The sequence below is a fragment of the Kitasatospora sp. NPDC029367 genome (assembly GCF_055569135.1).
Window position 1 is genome coordinate 1 of the sequence record NZ_JBVHYH010000117.1, and the last position, 16,964, is coordinate 16,964.

Sequence of the window (16,964 nt, forward strand, 5' to 3'; positions counted from 1 at the left end):
GGGGAGGGGGGGGGGGAGGGGGGGGGGGGGGGGGGGGGGGGGGGGGGGGGGGGGGGGGGGGGGGGGGGGGGGGGGGGGGGGGGGGGGGGGGTGGGGGGGGGGGGTGTTTTTTTTTCCCCCCCCCCCCCCCCCCCCCCCCCCCCCCCCCCCCCGCCGCTCGTTCCGGCCCGTCCTACTGCTTGCGCAGCTCCCGGACCGCCGTCTCCAGCCGCTGCCCGTAGTCGGCGTCGGCCTTGCGGAAGTTGTCGATCGCCCGCTCCACGATGGACTCGCGGTCGGCCGAGACCTTGGCGATGAAGCCGGCCAGGTTGGCGATCAGCCGCTGCTTCTCGTCCTCCGAGAACAGCCGGTACAGGTTGCCGGCCTGCACGAAGTCGTCGTCCTCGGCGTGCGAGGGCGCCGCGTGGGTGCCGGTGAGGCCGTCGACCGCGGTCGCGGCCCAGAGCGGACGGCCGGTCTGCACCGGGCCGCCGAAGCTGTTGGGCTCGTAGTTCTTCTGCCGGCCGTGGCGGCCGTCGTACAGGTGGCCGTCCCGGCCGTTGGTGCGGGCCTCGGTGGCGTGCGGGCGGTTCACCGGCAGCTGGTCGGCGTTGATGCCGACGCGGTAGCGGTGGGCGTCCGCGTAGGCGAACAGCCGGCCCTGGAGCATCTTGTCCGGGGACGGGCCGATGCCGGGCACGAAGTGCGCCGGGGAGAAGACCGACTGCTCGACCTCGGCGAAGACGTTCTCCGGGTTGCGGTTGAGCTCCAGCCGGCCGATCTCGATCGGCGGGTAGTCGGCGTGCGGCCAGACCTTGGTCAGGTCGAAGGGGTTGAAGCGGTAGCCGGCCGCGTCGGCCGCCGGCATGATCTGGACCTGCACCGTCCAGCTGGGGAACTCGCCGCGCTCGATCGCCTCGCGCAGGTCGCGCTGGTGGCTGTCCGGGTCCTCGCCGGCGAGCCGGTTGGCCTCGGCCTGGGTGAGGTTGCGGATGCCCTGGTCGGTCTTGAAGTGGTACTTGACCCAGAAGTGCTCGCCGGCCTCGTTCTGCCACTGGAAGGTGTGCGAGCCGTAGCCGTTGAGGTGGCGGTAGCTGGCCGGGATGCCGCGGTCGCCGAACAGCCAGGTCACCTGGTGGGTGGACTCGGGCGACAGGCCCCAGAAGTCCCAGACGTTGTCGGCCTCCTGCGAGCCGGTGTACGGGTCCCGCTTCTGGGTGTGGATGAAGTCGGGGAACTTGATGGCGTCCTTGATGAAGAACACCGGGGTGTTGTTGCCGACGAGGTCGTAGTTGCCCTCTTCGGTGTAGAACTTCACCGCGAAGCCGCGCGGGTCGCGCACCGCGTCGGCCGCGCCGAGGTTGCCGGCCACCGTGGAGAACCGGAGGAAGACCTCGGTCTGCTTGCCGACCTCGGACAGGAACGCCGCCCGGGTGAAGGGCGTCACGTCGGCCGTCACCGTGAAGGTGCCGTACGCGCCGGCGCCGCGGGCGTGCACCACGCGCTCCGGGATCCGCTCGCGGTTGAAGTGCGCGAGCTTCTCGAACAGCAGCTGGTCCTGGATCAGGGCCGGGCCGCCGAGGCCGGCGGTCTCGGTGTTCTGGTTGTCCGCGACGGGGGCACCCGCCTCGGTGGTGAGGGTCGGGCGAAGCTCGTCCTGCGTGGTCATGGCGGGTTGCCTCCGGGGGATCCGATCGAGATGACACGATCCTAACTTGGACTTCGTCTAAGTCAACACTGGCCCCAATCTCGGAGCGTGACTTATTCTGGTCCCATGAGTGATCTGCTGGAGAGACTGCGCGGACGCGGCTGGCGGCTGACCTCACAGCGCCGCGTGGTGGCCGAGGTCCTCGACGGCGAGCACGTCCACCTCACCGCGGACGAGGTGCACGCCCGGGCCGCCGCCCGCCTGCCCGAGATCAGCCGCGCCACCGTCTACAACACGCTCGGCGAACTCGTCACCCTCGGCGAGGTCCTGGAGGTCGCCACCGACGGCCGCGCCAAGCGCTACGACCCCAACGCCCACCGCGCCCACCAGCACCTGGTCTGCTCCGGCTGCGGCGCGATCCGCGACGTCCACCCGCACGGCGACCCGCTCGCCGCCCTGCCCGCGGCCGAACGCTTCGGCTTCGCCGTCACCACCGCCGAGGTCACCTACCGCGGCCTGTGCCCCGACTGCCGCGGCCGAAGCGGCAGTTGACGACCCGCCGGGGCGGGCCCCACGGCGGGTCCGACAAGCCGCGCGCCCGGCGGGAACCGTCAGAGACGCCCTACGCGCTCAGCTCGGCGTGCAGCGCGCCCAGCAGCCGCCCGGCCCGCTCCGCGACCTCGGCCGGCCCCTGGTCGATCGCCCGCCGGCACCAGTTCTCGGCCTGCACCGGCTCGCCCCGGCGCAGCGCCAGCAGCGCCAGCCGCAGCGCCGCCCGACCGTGCCCGGCGTCGGCGGCCCGGGTGTACCAGAGCATCGCCTCCGCCTCGCTGTCCTGCCGGGCCAGCAGCAGCCCCAGGTTGAACGCGGCACTGCGGCTGCCCGCCTCGGCGGCCCGCCGGTACCAGCTCTCGGCGATCTCCAGCGCCCCGCGCTCGGCCGCCCGCACCCCCATCCGCACCTGGGCGCGGCGGTGCCCGGCGTCGGCCGCCAGCGCGTACCAGTGCTCGGCCTCGGCGTCCGCGTCCCCCCGCCGGTCCAGCACCGAGGCCAGCCGGAAGGCGCCCTCCGCCGAACCGCCGGCCGCCGCCTGCCGGTAGCGCTCCAGCGCGCCGGACAGGTTGCCGCGCTGCTCCTGGGCGACCGCCAGCTGCAGCGCCGCCTCGCCGTGCCCCTCGGCCGCCGCCCGCGCGTACCACTCCTGGGCCTGCCGCGCCTCGCCGCGCCCGGCGTGCAGCACGCCCAGGTTGAAGGCGCCGTCCACACTGCCGGCCTCGGCCGCCTTGGAGAACCACGGCTCGGCGCCGGACTCGTCGCCGCGCTGCAGCAGCACCACGGCCAGCGCGTTGCAGGCCTCCCGGTGCCCGGCGTACGCGGCCCGGCGGTACCACTGCTCGGCCTGCTGGTCACGGCCGGTGGCGGCGCAGAGCAGGCCGAGGTTGAAGGCGCCGTTCTGGTCGCCCGCGTCGAGCGCGGTGCGGTACCAGTGCTCGGCGGCCTTGGCCTCGCCGCGGCTCGCGTGCAGAGCGCCGAGCGCGTTGGCGGCGTTGCCGTCACCGGCCTCGGCGGCCTCCTGCCACCACTCGGCGGCGGCCGCGATGTCCCCGGAGTCGCGCAGCAGGAAGCCGAGCGCGCAGGCGGCCCGCGGCTCCCCGTTCTGCGCGGACTGCCGGTACCAGCGCGCGGCCTCCTCCAGCAGCGTCCGGTCGGTGCGGGCGCGCTCCTCCAGCAGCACGCCCAGGCGCAGCGCGGCGCGGGCGTGGCTGCGGGCGGCGGCCGTGCGGTACCAGGCCTCCGCCGTCTCCTTGTCCCCGGCGGCCTCGCGCATCCGGGCCAGCCGGTAGGCGGCCTCGCGGTGCCCGGCGTCGGCGGAGACCTTGAACCAGCGCTCGGCCCGCACGTCGCGCCGGTGCTCCATCAGGTCGCCGAGGGCGTAGGCACCCAGCGGGTGGCCGTGGTCGGCGGCGTAGTGCAGCCAGTACTCGGCGGCCTCCTCCTCGCCCTGGTCGCGCAGCTGCAGCCCGAGCGCGTGCGCGGCGGGGGCGCTGCCCGCCACCGCCGCGTGGCGCCACCACTGCCCGGCCTCGGCGCGGTGGCCCTGCTGGTGCAGCAGGACACCCAGGTTGTTGGCGGCGGCCCGCACCCCGGCGGCCGCGGCGGCACGCAGGTAGGGCTCGGCGTCCTCCAGGTCACCGCGGCGCAGCAGCAGGGTGCCCAGGCGGCTCGCGGCGTCCGGGTCGCCGTCGTCGGCGGCCTGCCGGTGCCGGGCCTCCAGGGCGGCGGACTCCCGGGCGGCCAGCGCGGTCTCGAAGCTGGTCGGGTCCAGCCCGGCCGGGTCCAGCGCGGCGCCGCCCGACGCCTCCTCGCCGCCCGCCCCGTACGGGCCCACGGCGGCGGAGAACTGCCGGGTGGAGACGTGCACGAGGCTGTCGGGCCCGGAGCCGCCGACCGCGGGGCGCTCGGACAGCCCGCTGGTGCGCTGGGCGGGCAGGGCTCCGGGGCGGCTCTCGGGGCTCTCGGCGCTCTCCGCCCAGGCGTCGGTGTCCGCCTCGACGGCCGCACCGGACTTGGCGCCTGACTTGCCGATCAGCCTCATGCCGACTCCCGCTCCCCCAGAGTGTCGCGGCATCGTGCCCCGGCCGACGGCCGGGGGGACTCCCAGGAGAGGCGCCGGACCGGACGGCCCGTCAGCGGCCGTGCACCGTCCCCCATGTGTCCCATCGTCGCATCACCCGCTACCCGCGTACACCTGCCCCGGCCGAATTCGGGTGGGGCGGACCCGAAGCCGACGAGATTGCTTCGGCGCTTTGTCGATTTCCCGACACTTCCACCCCACAAACCCCGCTGCCGTCCCCGTTGGCGACGGTCGATAGTACCGGAGCGGTTCCCGCCGCTTCCGGACGGAAACGTCCGGGTACGACAGAGGCCCGGAGGAATGATCCTCCGGGCCTCTGACACCGAGTAGCGGGGACAGGATTTGAACCTGCGACCTCTGGGTTATGAGCCCAGCGAGCTACCGAGCTGCTCCACCCCGCGTCGTTGATCAAACCTTAGCACGGTTTCGACCGGGCCCGACGCCACCGGCCCTGGCCCCCGGCCCCCGCGGCCGCCACCCCCGGACGACAGGAGCCCGGATACGACAGAAGCCCGGAGGAATGATCCTCCGGGCTTCCTGCTACTGAGTAGCGGGGACAGGATTTGAACCTGCGACCTCTGGGTTATGAGCCCAGCGAGCTACCGAGCTGCTCCACCCCGCGTCGGTAACTGAACCGTAGCACGGACGCGGGGTGGAACCAAAAACGGTCACCGCAGCTCAGCGGGGACTACGGGTGCGGACTGGCCGCCCCCGAGCCGGTCGGCGTCGCCGTCGGCGCCGGCGCCTGGCCGCCCGCCCGGGCCGCCTCGGCCGCCTTCAAGGCGTCGCCGAGCGCCTTCTGGGCGTTGCCGTACGCCACCCAGTCGCCGTTCTTGAACGCGGTCTGGCTGTCGTTGTACGCCTTCTCCGCGTCCCCGAGCGCCTTCTGCAGCTCCGGCGAGATCGTCCCGCCCGGGGCCGGGGTGCCCGGCGCGGTGGGCGTCGGCGTCGGCGTGCTGCCGCCGCCGGGCGTCGTCCCGGTCCCCGGGGCCGTCCCGGTGCCCGGCGTCGTCCCGCCCTGGCTGGACGGCGCCACCGGCGTGGCCGGCGGGGCCTGCCCGGCGAACAGCTTGCGCAGCGCGTCGTCCAGGGTGTTCTCGAACGCCACGTTGTCGTCCCCGTACACCGCAAGGACCTTCTGCAGCGTCGGGTACTTGGCGCCGCGCCCGCGCACGTACACCGGCTCGACGTTCAACAGCCCGCCGCCGACCGGCAGGGTCAGCAGGTTGCCGTACTCCAGCTCGGTGTCACCGCCGCTCTTCAACGCGAAGATCTGGTTCGCCACCTCCTGGCGGGAGTTGAACTTCGACTGCACCAGGCCGGGGCCGGGGGCGCCGCTCTCGCCCGTCATCTTGAGGATGCGGATCTTCCCGTAGTCGTCCCCCGGGTCCGCGTTGACGGCCATGAAGGCCGCCAGGTTCGGCCGCTGGTTGGGCACGAAGGTGCTGGTCAGCGAAAAGCTCGCGGCCTGGGCGTCCGGCATCCGCACCGTCACGTAGTACGGCGGCTGGACCTGCTTGGTGTCACTGGTCGGGTCCACCGGGACCTGCCAGATGTCGCTGCCGTTGAAGAAGGAGTTGGCGTCCGTCACGTGGTACTGGCCGAGCAGGTCGCGCTGCACCTTGAACATGTCCTGCGGGTAGCGCAGGTGCGGCAGCAGCGTCGCCGGGATGTCCGCCTTCGGCTCCACGGTGCCCGGGAAGGCCTTCATCCAGGTCTTGAGGACCGGGTCCTTCTCGTCCCACTGGTAGAGCTTCACCTCGCCGGTGTAGGCGTCCACCGTGGCCTTGACCGAGTTGCGGATGTAGTTGACCTGGTTGGCGGCGGTCAGCAGCTCGCCGCGCTGGTTGGTCAGCGAGTCCTTGGTCGCGGTGCCCAGCGTCGTCTTCGACGAGAACGGGAAGCCGTCCGAGGTGGTGTAGCCGTCCACGACCCACACCACGTGGCCGCCCTGCACCACCGGGTACGGGTCGGCGTCGATCGACAGCCACGGCGCGACCTTCTCCACCCGCTCCTTGGGCGTCCGGTTGTAGATCACCTTCGCGCCGTCGGTGATCGCCCCCGCGTACAGCATCTGCGGCTCGGCGAAGCGCACCGCGTACGCGGCCCGGGTGATCGGGTTGTCCAGCGAGACACCGCTGTCACCGGTGTACGTGTACTCCACGTTCTGACCGGTCTTGACGTCGGTGTAGTCGATCTCCTTGTTCGAGCCGCCGACGATCGAGTACGTCGTCGTCTTCTCGCCGTAGTAGATCCGCTGCTCGTAGTCGCCCAGCGAACCGGTGGCCGGCAGGCCGGACTCGGTGAACACCGGCCCGCCCTTGTCGTCGACCTGGTTGCCCTTGGCCAGCGCCGCGCCGTAGCCGTGGGTGTACTTGAAGTGGTCGTTGATCCAGTTCCGCTGCACCCCGTTGAGGTCCAGCTCGCGCAGGCCGATCACGGTGTCCTGCTTGCCCGTCGGCGTGCCGTAGCGGTCCACCGAGAGGGTGCTCGGGAACGCGTAGTAGTTGCGCTGCTGCTCCAGCGACTGGAACGTCTGCGACACGATGTTCGGGTCCAGCAGCCGCACGTCCGCGATGGTCTGCGCGTCCGGCTTCAACGCGTCACCCGTGGTCGAGCCCTGCGGGCTGTACGGGGTGGTCTGCGCGTCCGCGATCCCGTACGCCTGCCGGGTCGCGTCGATGTTCTTCTGGATGTACGGCGTCTCCTTGGCCTGCTCGTTCGGCTTGACCTGGAACTGCTGCACGATCGCCGGGTACAGCCCGCCGATCAGCACCGCCGACAGCACCATCAGCCCCAGCCCGATCAGGGCCGGCGCCCAGGTGCGGCGGATCGGGGTCAGGAAGAACAGCACCGCGCAGATGATCGCGACGAAGAAGAGGATCGTCTTCGCCGGCAGGAACGCGTTGGCGTCCACGTAGCGCAGCCCGGTCCAGCCCGAAACGCCCTTGTAGGCGCCGGTCTTCACCGCCAGCCCGTACCGGTCCAGCCAGTACGCCACCGCCTTCAACAGCACGAACACGCCCAGCAGCACCGCCAGGTGCCCCTGCGCGCCCGCGCTCGCCCGGCGGCCCGGGCCCTGCAGCCGCAGCCCCCCGTACAGGTAGTGCACCAGCGCCGAGGTCAGCAGCGAGACGATCACCGCGCTGAACGCGAAGCCCAGCACGAACTCGTAGAACGGCAGGTCGAAGGCGTAGAACGAGACGTCCATGCCGAACTGGGCGTCCTTCTCACCGAAGGACGTCGCGTTCGTCCACATCAGCCAGGTCCGCCACTGGCCGGACGCCGCCGCACCCGCCACCAGGCCGATCACCAGCGAGACCCCGATCAGCGCCCAGCGCTTGAACGGCGCCAGGCCCGCCCGGTAGCGGTCCAGGCTCTGCTGCTCCACCGACATCGCCGACAGCGGCGGCCGCAGCCGGTGCGCCAGCCACACGTTGAAGCCGACGATCACCGCCATCAGCAGGCCGAAGACCCCGAACAGCCCGACCTTCGTCCACAGCTGGGTGGTGAACACCGAGGAATAGTGGACCGACCTGAACCACAGCCAGTCCGTCCAGAACCCGGCGAACATGACGAACAGCAGGAACAGCACCGCGAGTACGCCCAGGGTCAGCAGGGCCACCCTCGCCCGCCGGGAGGGCGGGCCCACCCTCCGCCGGAAACCCGGCCCTGAGCGTTCCGGCATCTGGAATACCACGGTGGCACCTCAGCTGTGTCGTCTGGAATCGGTCGGTCGTCAGAGCAACTTAACCAGTCCTCGACCGAGTTCCCACCGTTAGCAGACGGTTACGACGCCGTTCCCCCGCAACGCCCCGCCGCCCCGCCCGAACACCCCCGCCCCGGGCCCCCGGAGCCGCCCCGGCGAGCGGGCGCCGCCCGGCGTGTGAGGATTGAGTCATGTCCGACGCGCCTGATCTGAACAACTCCCCCGACGACGTCTCCAAGCTCCCCGCCGCCACCCCCCTCACCCGGGCCGCGCTGGAGATCGACGAGTACGCCGCCACCCTCGGCTGGGACCTCCCGGCCCGGCTGTTCGCCCTGGTGGACAGCGCCGCCCTGCGCAAGGCCGACCCGCGCATCGCCAAGCAGCTCGGCCTCGCCGACAGCGACGAGCCCGGCCTCACCCCGGTCGAGCAGGACGAGCTGCCGGCCGGCATGGAGCTCGACAAGTTCCTCGGCACCATCGCCTGGCCCGACGCGGTGGCCGGCTGCGCCCTGGTGGTCGAGCGGCTGATGCTGCCGCCGGGCGCCGAGCAGTCCCGCCCGCGCGGTGCCAGCGACGCCCAGCTCGCCGAGTGGGTGGCCAACCACCCCAAGCGCGAGGAGGTGCGGATCACCGCCGCGGTGCTGCGCGACGGCAAGAAGGAGATCGCCCTGCGGCTGCGTTCCAAGGACGTCGCCCGCGAGGTGCTGACCGGCCCGGACCTGGTCCCCGGCCTGACCGACGCGCTGCTGGCGACCTTCTCCTGACCGCCGCTCCCGCCCCCGCCCGGCCGAGGGCTCGCCCAAGGCCCGCCCAGGGCCCGCCTAGCGGGGGCAGGACGGCAGCGCGGAGGCCTGCCCGGAGCGGATCTGCTCCAGCGACTTGAGCGCGCCGTCCAGGGTGTCCGTCTTGATCAGGGTCAGCCCGGACGGCACGTTCTTGGTGGCCTCGGCGCAGTTCGAGGCCGGGGTGAAGAAGTACTCGGCCCCGGCGTCCCGGGCGGCGATCAGCTTCATCGATATCCCGCCGATCGGGCCGACCTTGCCGTCGTCGTCGATGGTGCCGGTGCCCGCGACGAACTTGCCGCCGGTGAGGTCGCCGCCCGGGGTGAGCTTGTCGACGATGCCGAGCGAGAACATCAGCCCGGCGCTCGGGCCGCCGACGTCCTGCAGGCCGATGTCGATCTGGAACGGGTAGGTGTGCCGGATCCCGGTGCCGATGCCGACCACGGCGAGCTCGGCCCGCTCGGCCGGCGCCTTCGGGTCGAGGTCCTTGGCCCGGACGGTCGGCACGGTGACGTCGGTCTTCGTCCCCGGGGTGGCGGAGCCGTTGCCGGAGGTGTCCTTGGCCCGCGGCACCACGGTGAAGACCACCGACTCGCCGGGCTTGTGCTTGGTGACGGCGGCGACCACCTGGTCCACCGAGCCGACGGCGGTGCCGTCCACCGCGACGATCTGGTCGCCCGCGTGCAGCCGGCCCTCGGCCGGGGCCCCCGCGGTGACCGACTTCACGATCAGCTCGTTGCCGACCGGGACGCCCAGCTGCTTGAGCGCGGCGGTGCGGGCGCTGTCCTCGGAGGAGGCGAACTCCTCGGCGTTCTGCTTCTTGGCGTCGGCGTCCGACTGCCCCTTGGGGTAGACGTTGTCGTGCGGCACCACCAGCACGTCGTCGCGCATCCAGCCGATCACCGCGTTGACCAGGCTGGGCTCGTACTTGGCCCCGGTGACCTGGACGGTGGTCATGTTGAGGTGACCGCTCGTCCGGTACGAGTCGTGGCCGGTGATGGTGATCACCGGCTTGCCCCCCTGCTCGCCGAGCGTGTTGTACGTCGGGCCCGGGCTCATCTCCGTGTACGGCACCTTCATCAGCACCGAGACGCAGAGCAGCGCTATGAGCAGCAGGGTGGCAGCGAGCATCGTCGCGGAGCGGCGTGGCATGCCTCGACAGTACGGGACGCCCGTGACGCGGCGCCCGCCGGGCTACCGGCCGGAGCGCTCCCCAGGAGCGGCCGAGCCCGCGGTCGTCCGCTCCATCGCGGCCATGAAGCGCCGGTGCTCGGCGAGCGAGGCCGGATCGCCGGTGGCCTTCGGGGCCCGCTGGGCCCACCCCGCCCAGGCGGCCGCGACCAGGACGGCGACAACCGGAATGATCAGCCAGGCGAGCGCACCCATGTCAGTACTCCCAGCTCCTCGGGTCTATGAGCAGATTAACCACCCCGGCGGACAACGCGGCCGGCGCCATCCGGGTTACGGGACGGCCGATCGGCTCACTTCCAGGGAGTATCCGGCGCCCCCGGCCGGACCCGTTCGGGTGAGGCCGCGGCGCGCCTGCCCCGAAGGACGTGCGCCGTGTGCGGGCGGTTGCACCGCACCCGCGCGGTCGGGCGGCTGGGCCCGCCGGATCACCCCGGGAACGGGAGCCCGGTCAGCAGCCCCCGGCGCCGACCCACTCCTCCTCGCCGTCGGAGAAGACCTGGTGCTTCCAGATCGGCACCTCGTGCTTGAGGTCGTCGATCAGCCGGCGGGCGGCCGCGAAGGCCTCACCGCGGTGGGCGCAGGAGACGGCGACGATCACGGCCTTGTCGGTGATCTCCAGCCGGCCCACCCGGTGCACCGCGGCGAGCGCCCGTACCGGGAAGTCGGCGACGACCTTCTCGGCGATCCGGCGCATCTCCGCCTCGGCGGTGGGGTGGCAGCTGTACTCCAGCGCGGCGACCGACTTGCCGCCGTCGTGGTCCCGGACCGTCCCGACGAAGACGGTGGTGCCGCCGGCCGCGTCGTCGCCGACCGCCTCGTACACCTCGTCCAGCGAGAGCGGGGTGTCGCGGATGGCGAGCAGGCGGATGGGGTCGTGGTTCTCGGACATGACCCCATGATTCCTCATCGGGGGCCGATCGGGGCAAGGGGCTTCCGCATCACGATTCCGAAATTTCGCATCGTGAGAACCGGCGCCCGCCGGGCGCCGCCTTCGGGCGGGGCGCCTTCGAGAAGCGTCTTCGGAAAGCGCCCCGGCAGCATCGGCTCAGCGGCAGCGGCTCAGAAGCGGCGACGCTTGCGGGCCCGGCGCACCAGCGCCGCCGTACCAACCAGCGCCACCGTCGCCCCGGCCGCCCCCAGACTGGTCGCGGCCTCCTTGCCGCCCAGCCGGCGGCCCGCCACCGCGTGCTTGCCCGACACCTGCGCCAGCAACTCGGCCAGCACCTGCTCATTGGTGAACTCCGGGCGCCAGCCCGCCTCGTGCAGCCTGCTCCCGGACACCACCCACGGGTACATCGTGTACGCCAGGTCGCCCGCCGGCGCCGGGGTCAGCCCCAGCCGGTGCAGCCGCGCCGCGGTGCCGAGCGCCAGCGCGGCGGGCAGCTCCATCCGCCGGATCCCGGACAGCCGCTCCACGTCCTCCTGCTCCAGCCAGCCGTCGCAGCCGACCGTCACCTCGCCCTCCACCAGGCCCAGCGCCGCGTACTCCAGCGCCGCCGCCAGGTCGTCGACGTGGCAGAACTGCCAGCACGGGCGCGAACCGGCCACCACCAGCAGCCGGGGCGCCTCGAAGTGCCGGGTCAGCACGGTGTCCACGCCGGGGCCCACCACCACGGCCGGGCGCAGCACCGTCACCTGCAGCCCCGGGTGGGCGCGCGGCGCCCGCCGGGCCAGCCGCTCGATCTCCAGCAGGTCCCCGACCAGCGAGGCCTCCTCGGTCGCCCGCAGCTCCGAGTCCTCGGCCAGCGGCACCTCGTTGTCGGCCAGCGCGCCGTAGACCATCGCGGAGGTGCACAGCACCACCCGGTGCACCCCGGCGGCCGCCGCCGCGGTCAGCACCGTCTGGGCGCCGCGCACGTTGTAGGCGCTGCGGGCCCGCGGATCGGACTCCATGCCGAAGTCCATCGCCAGGTGCACCACCACGTCGACCCCGGCCAGCCGCTCGGCCACCGCCGGGTCCCGCACGTCCAGGACCCGCCACTGCACGCCCGGGACCTCACCGCGCCGGTCGTCCACCGCCAGCACCCTGCGCACGTGCGGGGAGGCCACCAGCCGGGCGGCGACCCGCTCGCCCAGCACCCCCGCCGCACCGGTCACGGCCACGGTCAACGGCCTCCCGCCGTAGGCTGGAGGCGGCGACGCCGTGGCGTCCGGATCGTCCTCTCCAGCGGTCAGCCCAGAGCGAACGTCCGAAGGCGGGGAACTCACCGGCCATCCTCCACGGTTAGCTTATGTGCGTACGGACGTGTGTCACGTACGTCCATCCTGCCCGAGGCGAAGGCCCGGCGGTGCACCCGGCGCGGGCCTGGCCCTCGGGAACCGCCCACGAGTCCCCCGCTCCACCGGAGACCCGGGCGGACCGCACTGCCCGCCACACCCGTATGACGGCCGACCGGATCGAGGACCCCGTGAGCGACCTTCCCTTCGGATTCGGCGTTCCCCCCGAGGAGCCCGAGGACGGCAAGGCCAAGCCCGACGACGCGCAGAAGAAGGAGCAAAGCCAGGAAGGCACCGGCGGCGCCCAGCCGTTCGGCTTCGGGACCGGCAACCCCTTCGGCGCGATGTTCGGCCTGCCCGGCACACCGGGCGGCCCCGGCGGCGCCGGAGCCGACAACCCCTTCGCCGCCATGTTCGGCGGCCTGAACCCCGGCGACCTCGGTGCCGCCTTCCAGCAGCTCGGCCAGATGCTCTCCTTCGAGGGCGGCCCGGTGAACTGGGAACTCGCCCAGAACATCGCCCGGCAGAGCGTCGTCGCCGAACCCGCCGAGGGCAAGAGCAAGGACCGCTCGGTCGGCGACGCCGAACGCTCCGCCGTCGTCGAGGCCGTGCGCCTGGCCGACCTGTGGCTCGACGGCGTCACCGAGTTCCCCTCCGGCGCCGGCACCGCCGTCGCCTGGAGCCGCGCCGAGTGGATCGAAGCCACCCTCCCGGTCTGGAAGGACCTCGTCGACCCGGTCGCCGAGCAGGTCGGCAACGCCATGGGCGGCGTCCTGCCCGAGGAGATGCAGGCCATGGCCGGCCCGCTGATGGGCATGATGCGGTCCATGGGCGGCGCCATGTTCGGCACCCAGATCGGCCAGGCGCTCGGCGCCCTGGCCGGCGAGGTCGTCGGCTCCACCGACGTCGGCCTGCCGCTCGCCCCGGCCGGCAAGGCCGCCCTGCTCCCGCAGAACGTCGCCGAGTTCGGCGAGGGCCTGAACGTGCCCGCCGACGAGGTCCGGCTCTACCTCGCCCTGCGCGAGGCCGCCCACCAGCGCCTCTTCGCCCACGTCCCGTGGCTGCGGGCCCACCTGCTGGGCGCCGTCGAGGCCTACGCGCGCGGCATCAAGGTCGACACCTCCCGCATGGAGGAACTCGTCGGCCAGCTCGACCCGAGCAACCCGGAGGCCCTCCAGGAGGCACTGGCCGGCGGCCTCCTCCAGCCCGAGGACACCCCCGCGCAGAAGGCCGCGCTCGCCCGCCTGGAGACCGCGCTCGCCCTGGTCGAGGGCTGGGTCGACGCCGTCGTGCACGCCGCCGCCGAGCCCCACCTGCCGCAGGCCGGCGCGCTGCGCGAGACCGTCCGCCGCCGCCGCGCCGCCGGCGGACCCGCCGAGCAGACCTTCGCCACCCTGGTCGGCCTGGAACTGCGCCCCCGCCGCCTGCGCGACGCCGCCCGGCTCTGGGCGCTGCTCGCCGACGCCCGCGGCATCGAGGGCCGCGACGCGCTCTGGGAGCACCCCGACATGCTGCCCACCGCCGCCGACCTGGACGACCCGGACGCCTTCGTGCACCGCGGCAGCGGGGACCTGGAGGGCGGCTTCGACTTCGACGCCCTCGACAAGCTGCTCGGCGAGGCGGCGGCCGGCAAGCCCGACCTCACCAAGAACGACCCGCCCAAGGGTGACGCCCCGAAGGGTGACACCCCGAACGGCGACGCCCCGAAGGGCGACCAGGACGGCACCGACGGCAAGGGCGAGCCCACCGCATGACGGCCACCGGGACGTCCACGTCCCCGTCCACTCTCCACGCGGACGCCGTCCGCACCCTGACCGACTGGCGGCCCGCCGACCAGGACCAGGAACAGCTGCGCCTCGACTACCTCGCGCACCTCACCGAGCAGCCCGAGGGCCTCTACCGGTCCTGCCTGCCCGCCCACATCACCGCGAGCGCGGCGGTCGTCGACCCCGCCGCCGGGCGGGTGCTGCTCACCCTGCACCCCAAGGTCGGCATCTGGCTGCAGATGGGCGGGCACTGCGAGCCCGGCGACGCCGACCTCGCCTCCGCGGCCCTGCGCGAGGCGGTCGAGGAGTCCGGCATCCCCGACCTCACCCTGCTGCGGCAGGACGGCGTGCCCGTCCCCGCCAAGCTGGACCGCCACCAGGTCCGCTGCACCGGCAAGGACCGGCCGGAGAACACCCACCTGGACGTCCAGTACATCGCGCTGGCCCCGGCCGGGGCGCAGGCGCTGATCAGCGAGGAGTCGCTGGACCTGCGCTGGTTCGACTACGACCGCCTGCCGGAGCTGACCGACCACTCGGTGCGCGACCTCGTCGCCCGGGCCCGGAGGCTCACCGCCTGACCGACCGACCGAAGTGCGACATGGAGAGGGGGGGGGGGGGGGGGGGGGGGGGGGGGGCCCCTCCCCCCCCCCCCCCCCCCCCCCCTCTTCATGTCCATCCTCACCCGCAGGAAGCCCCCGGATCCGGCTCCGATCCCGGCACCGACCCCGGCGCACCGTGCCGGGCCCCCGGGATGTGCGGCAGCCGGGCCGCCGACACCACGCCCTCCAGGTAGCCGCGGGCCCGCTCCGTCCGCGGATAGGCCTCCAGCAGCGCCCAGAACGCCGGACCGTGGTCCGGCACCAGCAGGTGTGCCAACTCGTGCAGCAGCACGTAGTCCAGCACGTACTCCGGCATGCCCTGCAGCCGGTGCGACAGCCGGATCGTCCCCTCGCTGGGGGTGCAGGAGCCCCAGCGCGAGTTCTGGTTGGTCACCCAGCGGACCTGCACCGGCTGGGCCCGGCCGGCCAGGTAGGCCGCCGACAGCTCCCGGGCCCGTGACATCAGGGCGTCGTCCCCGAGGATCCGCCGACGCTCCTGGGCCGCGAGCTTCTCCAGCATCTGCGCGACCCAGCGCTGCTCCTCGGCGTGCGACATCCGGGCCGGGATCAGCACGACGGTGCGGTCACCCTCGCGGTAGGCGGAGACCGTACGGCTGCGCCGGGCGCTGCGCCGCACCTCGACCCGGCTGCGGTCGTGCGCCTCCGGGGGCACCGCCCCGGCGGGCGGGTACTGCGGCCTCGCCTGCTGCTTGTCGTGCGGCTTCTCGCGCTGCTTCTCGTCCGGGCGCCCGCGCGTACTCGGCGCCGCCATCTGGGACCCGGACGCTGCACGGGCACGCCGACGCGACGCCGGTGGATGGGAGTCCCGCTCGGCTGCCATGGCACACGACGTTACCCGGTACCACTGACAGAAGTCCGGTGCCGTGGCCGAAATCTTTCATGGAGCGATCGGGAACGAAAGGCTGCCGGAGGGTGTCCGGAAACCGACGCCCGGAAGGATGGGCAGTTATCCACAGGGCTCCCGAACAGATGGTGTGATCATGCGCCCGGACCTGTGGATAACTTTCCGCACGCCCCCGCCGCCATGGGGCATGCTGCGGTCAGCCGTCCGGAAACGATCGGAAGGGAGACCACCGTGCGCCTCATGCTCAAGCCCGCGCTGTCCCGCAGCTGGCGGGACTCCGAGACCCTGCAGTTCGGCACCGTCACCCGGTTCGCCGGGGTGCTCGGCAACGCCGACAAGACGCTGTGCGAGTTCCTCGACCTGCTCGACGGGACGCGCGAACGACCCGAGCTCCTCTCCGCCGGCGAACGGATCGGGCTCGGCCGCGAGCCCACCGACACCCTGCTGAGCGAACTGGAGGAGACGGGGCTGCTGGACGACGCGGAGGCGACCGGCCGGGCACTGTCGCACTTCCCCCGGCCCCACCAGGACGTCCTCGCGCCCGACCTCGCCTCGCTCTCCCTGGTCCACTCCGGACCGGGCGCCGCACCGGCCGTCCTGGTCCGGCGCGCCAGGGCCAGGATCGAGGTCCGCGGCGCGGGCCGGGTCGGCGCGGCCGTGGCGGCCGTGCTCGCCGCCGGCGGCGCCGGCACCGTCACGGTGGCCGACACCGGCCGGGTCCGGCCCGACGACTGCTCCCCCGCCGGGCTGCCGCCCTCGGACATCGGGCGGCTGCGCTCGACGGTCGCCCGGGAGGCGGTGCAACGCGCCACCGGCCGCCCACTGGCCCCGGTACCCCGGCGGAAGAGCGACGACCCGCCGCCCGACTTCGTGGTCCTCGCACCCCGGGACGGCAGCGCCGCCTTCGCGGGCGGAACATACGAGGCCCGGCTGCTGCTCCGGGCCGGGGTGCCGCACCTGTACGTGGGCGTGGTCGAGGAGTTCGGCATCGTCGGACCGCTGGTGATCCCGGGGCGCTCGGCCTGCGGGCACTGCCTGGTGCTGCGCCGGGAGGACGAGGACGCCGCCTGGCCGCGGGTCCTCGCCCAGCTGGCGGACGACGGCCCGGGCCGGGCCCGCACCCCGGCCTGCGACACGGCCCTGGCCACGGCCGTCGCCGGTTTGGCGGCGCTGCACGTCCAGGTGTACCTGGACGGCGGCCGACCGCCGAGCGTCGACGGCTGGTGCGAGATCTCCGCGGGCGACGGCATGCCCCGCCGCCTACGGCTCCGAGGACACCCGGACTGCGGCTGCCTGTGGCAACCGCTGTCGCCGAGCTGAGACGCGAGGAGGACAGGAGACACGAGGAACGCACCGGGCGCGGGCCCGGGCGGCTGCGGGGCTCAGCAGCCACCCGACCCGGCCCGGGGCCGACACGGGCAAAGGCGCCCGGCCAGGTGAGCCCATGGCCAGGTGAGCCCATGGCCAGGTGAGCCCATGGCCAGGTGAGCCCATGGCCAGGTGAGCCCATGGCCAGGTGAGCCCATGGCCAGGTGAGCCCATGGCCCGGTGAGCCCATGGCCAGGTGAGCCCA

13 protein-coding genes and 2 tRNA genes are annotated in these 16,964 nt (G+C 73.4%); 5 read left to right on the plus strand and 10 right to left on the minus strand.

Annotated elements, in window-relative coordinates:
- Nucleotides 1-172: 172 nt before the first annotated feature.
- Nucleotides 173-1,648, minus strand: a complete 1,476-nt coding sequence (locus tag ACZ4W5_RS36395; RefSeq protein ID WP_360233321.1) for a catalase — start codon at nt 1,646-1,648, stop codon at nt 173-175.
- Nucleotides 1,649-1,753: 105 nt separating this feature from the next.
- Here ACZ4W5_RS36395 and ACZ4W5_RS36400 point away from each other — a divergent pair, with 105 nt between their 5' ends.
- Nucleotides 1,754-2,179, plus strand: a complete 426-nt coding sequence (locus ACZ4W5_RS36400; RefSeq protein ID WP_360233318.1) for a Fur family transcriptional regulator — start codon at nt 1,754-1,756, stop codon at nt 2,177-2,179.
- A 70-nt stretch (nt 2,180-2,249) separates the two neighbouring features.
- Here ACZ4W5_RS36400 and ACZ4W5_RS36405 read toward each other — a convergent pair whose 3' ends face one another.
- The 4 genes from ACZ4W5_RS36405 to ACZ4W5_RS36420 form a co-directional block, all read right to left on the minus strand.
- Nucleotides 2,250-4,223, minus strand: a complete 1,974-nt coding sequence (locus tag ACZ4W5_RS36405; RefSeq protein WP_465659414.1) for a tetratricopeptide repeat protein — start codon at nt 4,221-4,223, stop codon at nt 2,250-2,252.
- Between the two features lie 366 nt (nt 4,224-4,589).
- Nucleotides 4,590-4,663 (minus strand) — tRNA-Met (locus ACZ4W5_RS36410).
- Nucleotides 4,664-4,810: 147 nt separating this feature from the next.
- Nucleotides 4,811-4,884, minus strand: a tRNA-Met gene (locus ACZ4W5_RS36415).
- Between the two features lie 66 nt (nt 4,885-4,950).
- On the minus strand, nt 4,951-7,950 hold the full coding sequence (locus ACZ4W5_RS36420; protein ID WP_360233312.1) for a UPF0182 family membrane protein: 3,000 nt from the start codon (nt 7,948-7,950) through the stop codon (nt 4,951-4,953).
- A gap of 212 nt (nt 7,951-8,162) precedes the next feature.
- On the opposite strand from ACZ4W5_RS36420, the gene ACZ4W5_RS36425 reads away from it, so the two are divergent.
- On the plus strand, nt 8,163-8,735 hold the full coding sequence (locus ACZ4W5_RS36425; protein ID WP_360233309.1) for a PPA1309 family protein: 573 nt from the start codon (nt 8,163-8,165) through the stop codon (nt 8,733-8,735).
- A 57-nt stretch (nt 8,736-8,792) separates the two neighbouring features.
- Here ACZ4W5_RS36425 and ACZ4W5_RS36430 read toward each other — a convergent pair whose 3' ends face one another.
- The 4 genes from ACZ4W5_RS36430 to ACZ4W5_RS36445 form a co-directional block, all read right to left on the minus strand.
- Nucleotides 8,793-9,905, minus strand: coding sequence for a YlbL family protein (locus tag ACZ4W5_RS36430; RefSeq protein WP_360233306.1), 1,113 nt, complete (start codon nt 9,903-9,905; stop codon nt 8,793-8,795).
- A gap of 42 nt (nt 9,906-9,947) precedes the next feature.
- A complete protein-coding gene (locus ACZ4W5_RS36435) occupies nt 9,948-10,139 on the minus strand; it encodes a hypothetical protein (RefSeq protein ID WP_360233303.1) in 192 nt (63 codons plus the stop codon).
- Nucleotides 10,140-10,392: 253 nt separating this feature from the next.
- Nucleotides 10,393-10,833 carry a molybdenum cofactor biosynthesis protein MoaE gene (locus ACZ4W5_RS36440; protein WP_360233300.1) on the minus strand — a complete coding sequence of 147 codons (441 nt, stop codon included), beginning with the start codon at nt 10,831-10,833 and terminating at the stop codon, nt 10,393-10,395.
- 170 nt (nt 10,834-11,003) lie between these two features.
- Nucleotides 11,004-12,152: an NAD-dependent epimerase/dehydratase family protein gene (locus ACZ4W5_RS36445; protein WP_188303064.1), complete on the minus strand. Its 1,149-nt coding sequence runs from the start codon at nt 12,150-12,152 to the stop codon at nt 11,004-11,006.
- Nucleotides 12,153-12,352: 200 nt separating this feature from the next.
- On the opposite strand from ACZ4W5_RS36445, the gene ACZ4W5_RS36450 reads away from it, so the two are divergent.
- Nucleotides 12,353-13,915, plus strand: coding sequence for a zinc-dependent metalloprotease (locus ACZ4W5_RS36450; RefSeq protein ID WP_465659416.1), 1,563 nt, complete (start codon nt 12,353-12,355; stop codon nt 13,913-13,915).
- Complete coding sequence (locus ACZ4W5_RS36455) at nt 13,912-14,505, plus strand: NUDIX hydrolase (RefSeq protein ID WP_465659418.1); 594 nt, start codon at nt 13,912-13,914, stop codon at nt 14,503-14,505. The genes ACZ4W5_RS36450 and ACZ4W5_RS36455 overlap by 4 nt, the downstream gene beginning before the upstream one ends.
- A 100-nt stretch (nt 14,506-14,605) precedes the next feature.
- On the opposite strand, the gene ACZ4W5_RS36460 is transcribed toward ACZ4W5_RS36455, so the two are convergent.
- The gene (locus ACZ4W5_RS36460) at nt 14,606-15,298 is read right to left on the minus strand and encodes a M48 family metallopeptidase (protein WP_465659420.1); all 693 of its coding nucleotides are present in this window, start codon (nt 15,296-15,298) and stop codon (nt 14,606-14,608) included.
- Nucleotides 15,299-15,631: 333 nt separating this feature from the next.
- On the opposite strand from ACZ4W5_RS36460, the gene ACZ4W5_RS36465 reads away from it, so the two are divergent.
- Nucleotides 15,632-16,711, plus strand: coding sequence for a ThiF family adenylyltransferase (locus tag ACZ4W5_RS36465; protein WP_465659422.1), 1,080 nt, complete (start codon nt 15,632-15,634; stop codon nt 16,709-16,711).
- Nucleotides 16,712-16,964: the final 253 nt, after the last annotated feature.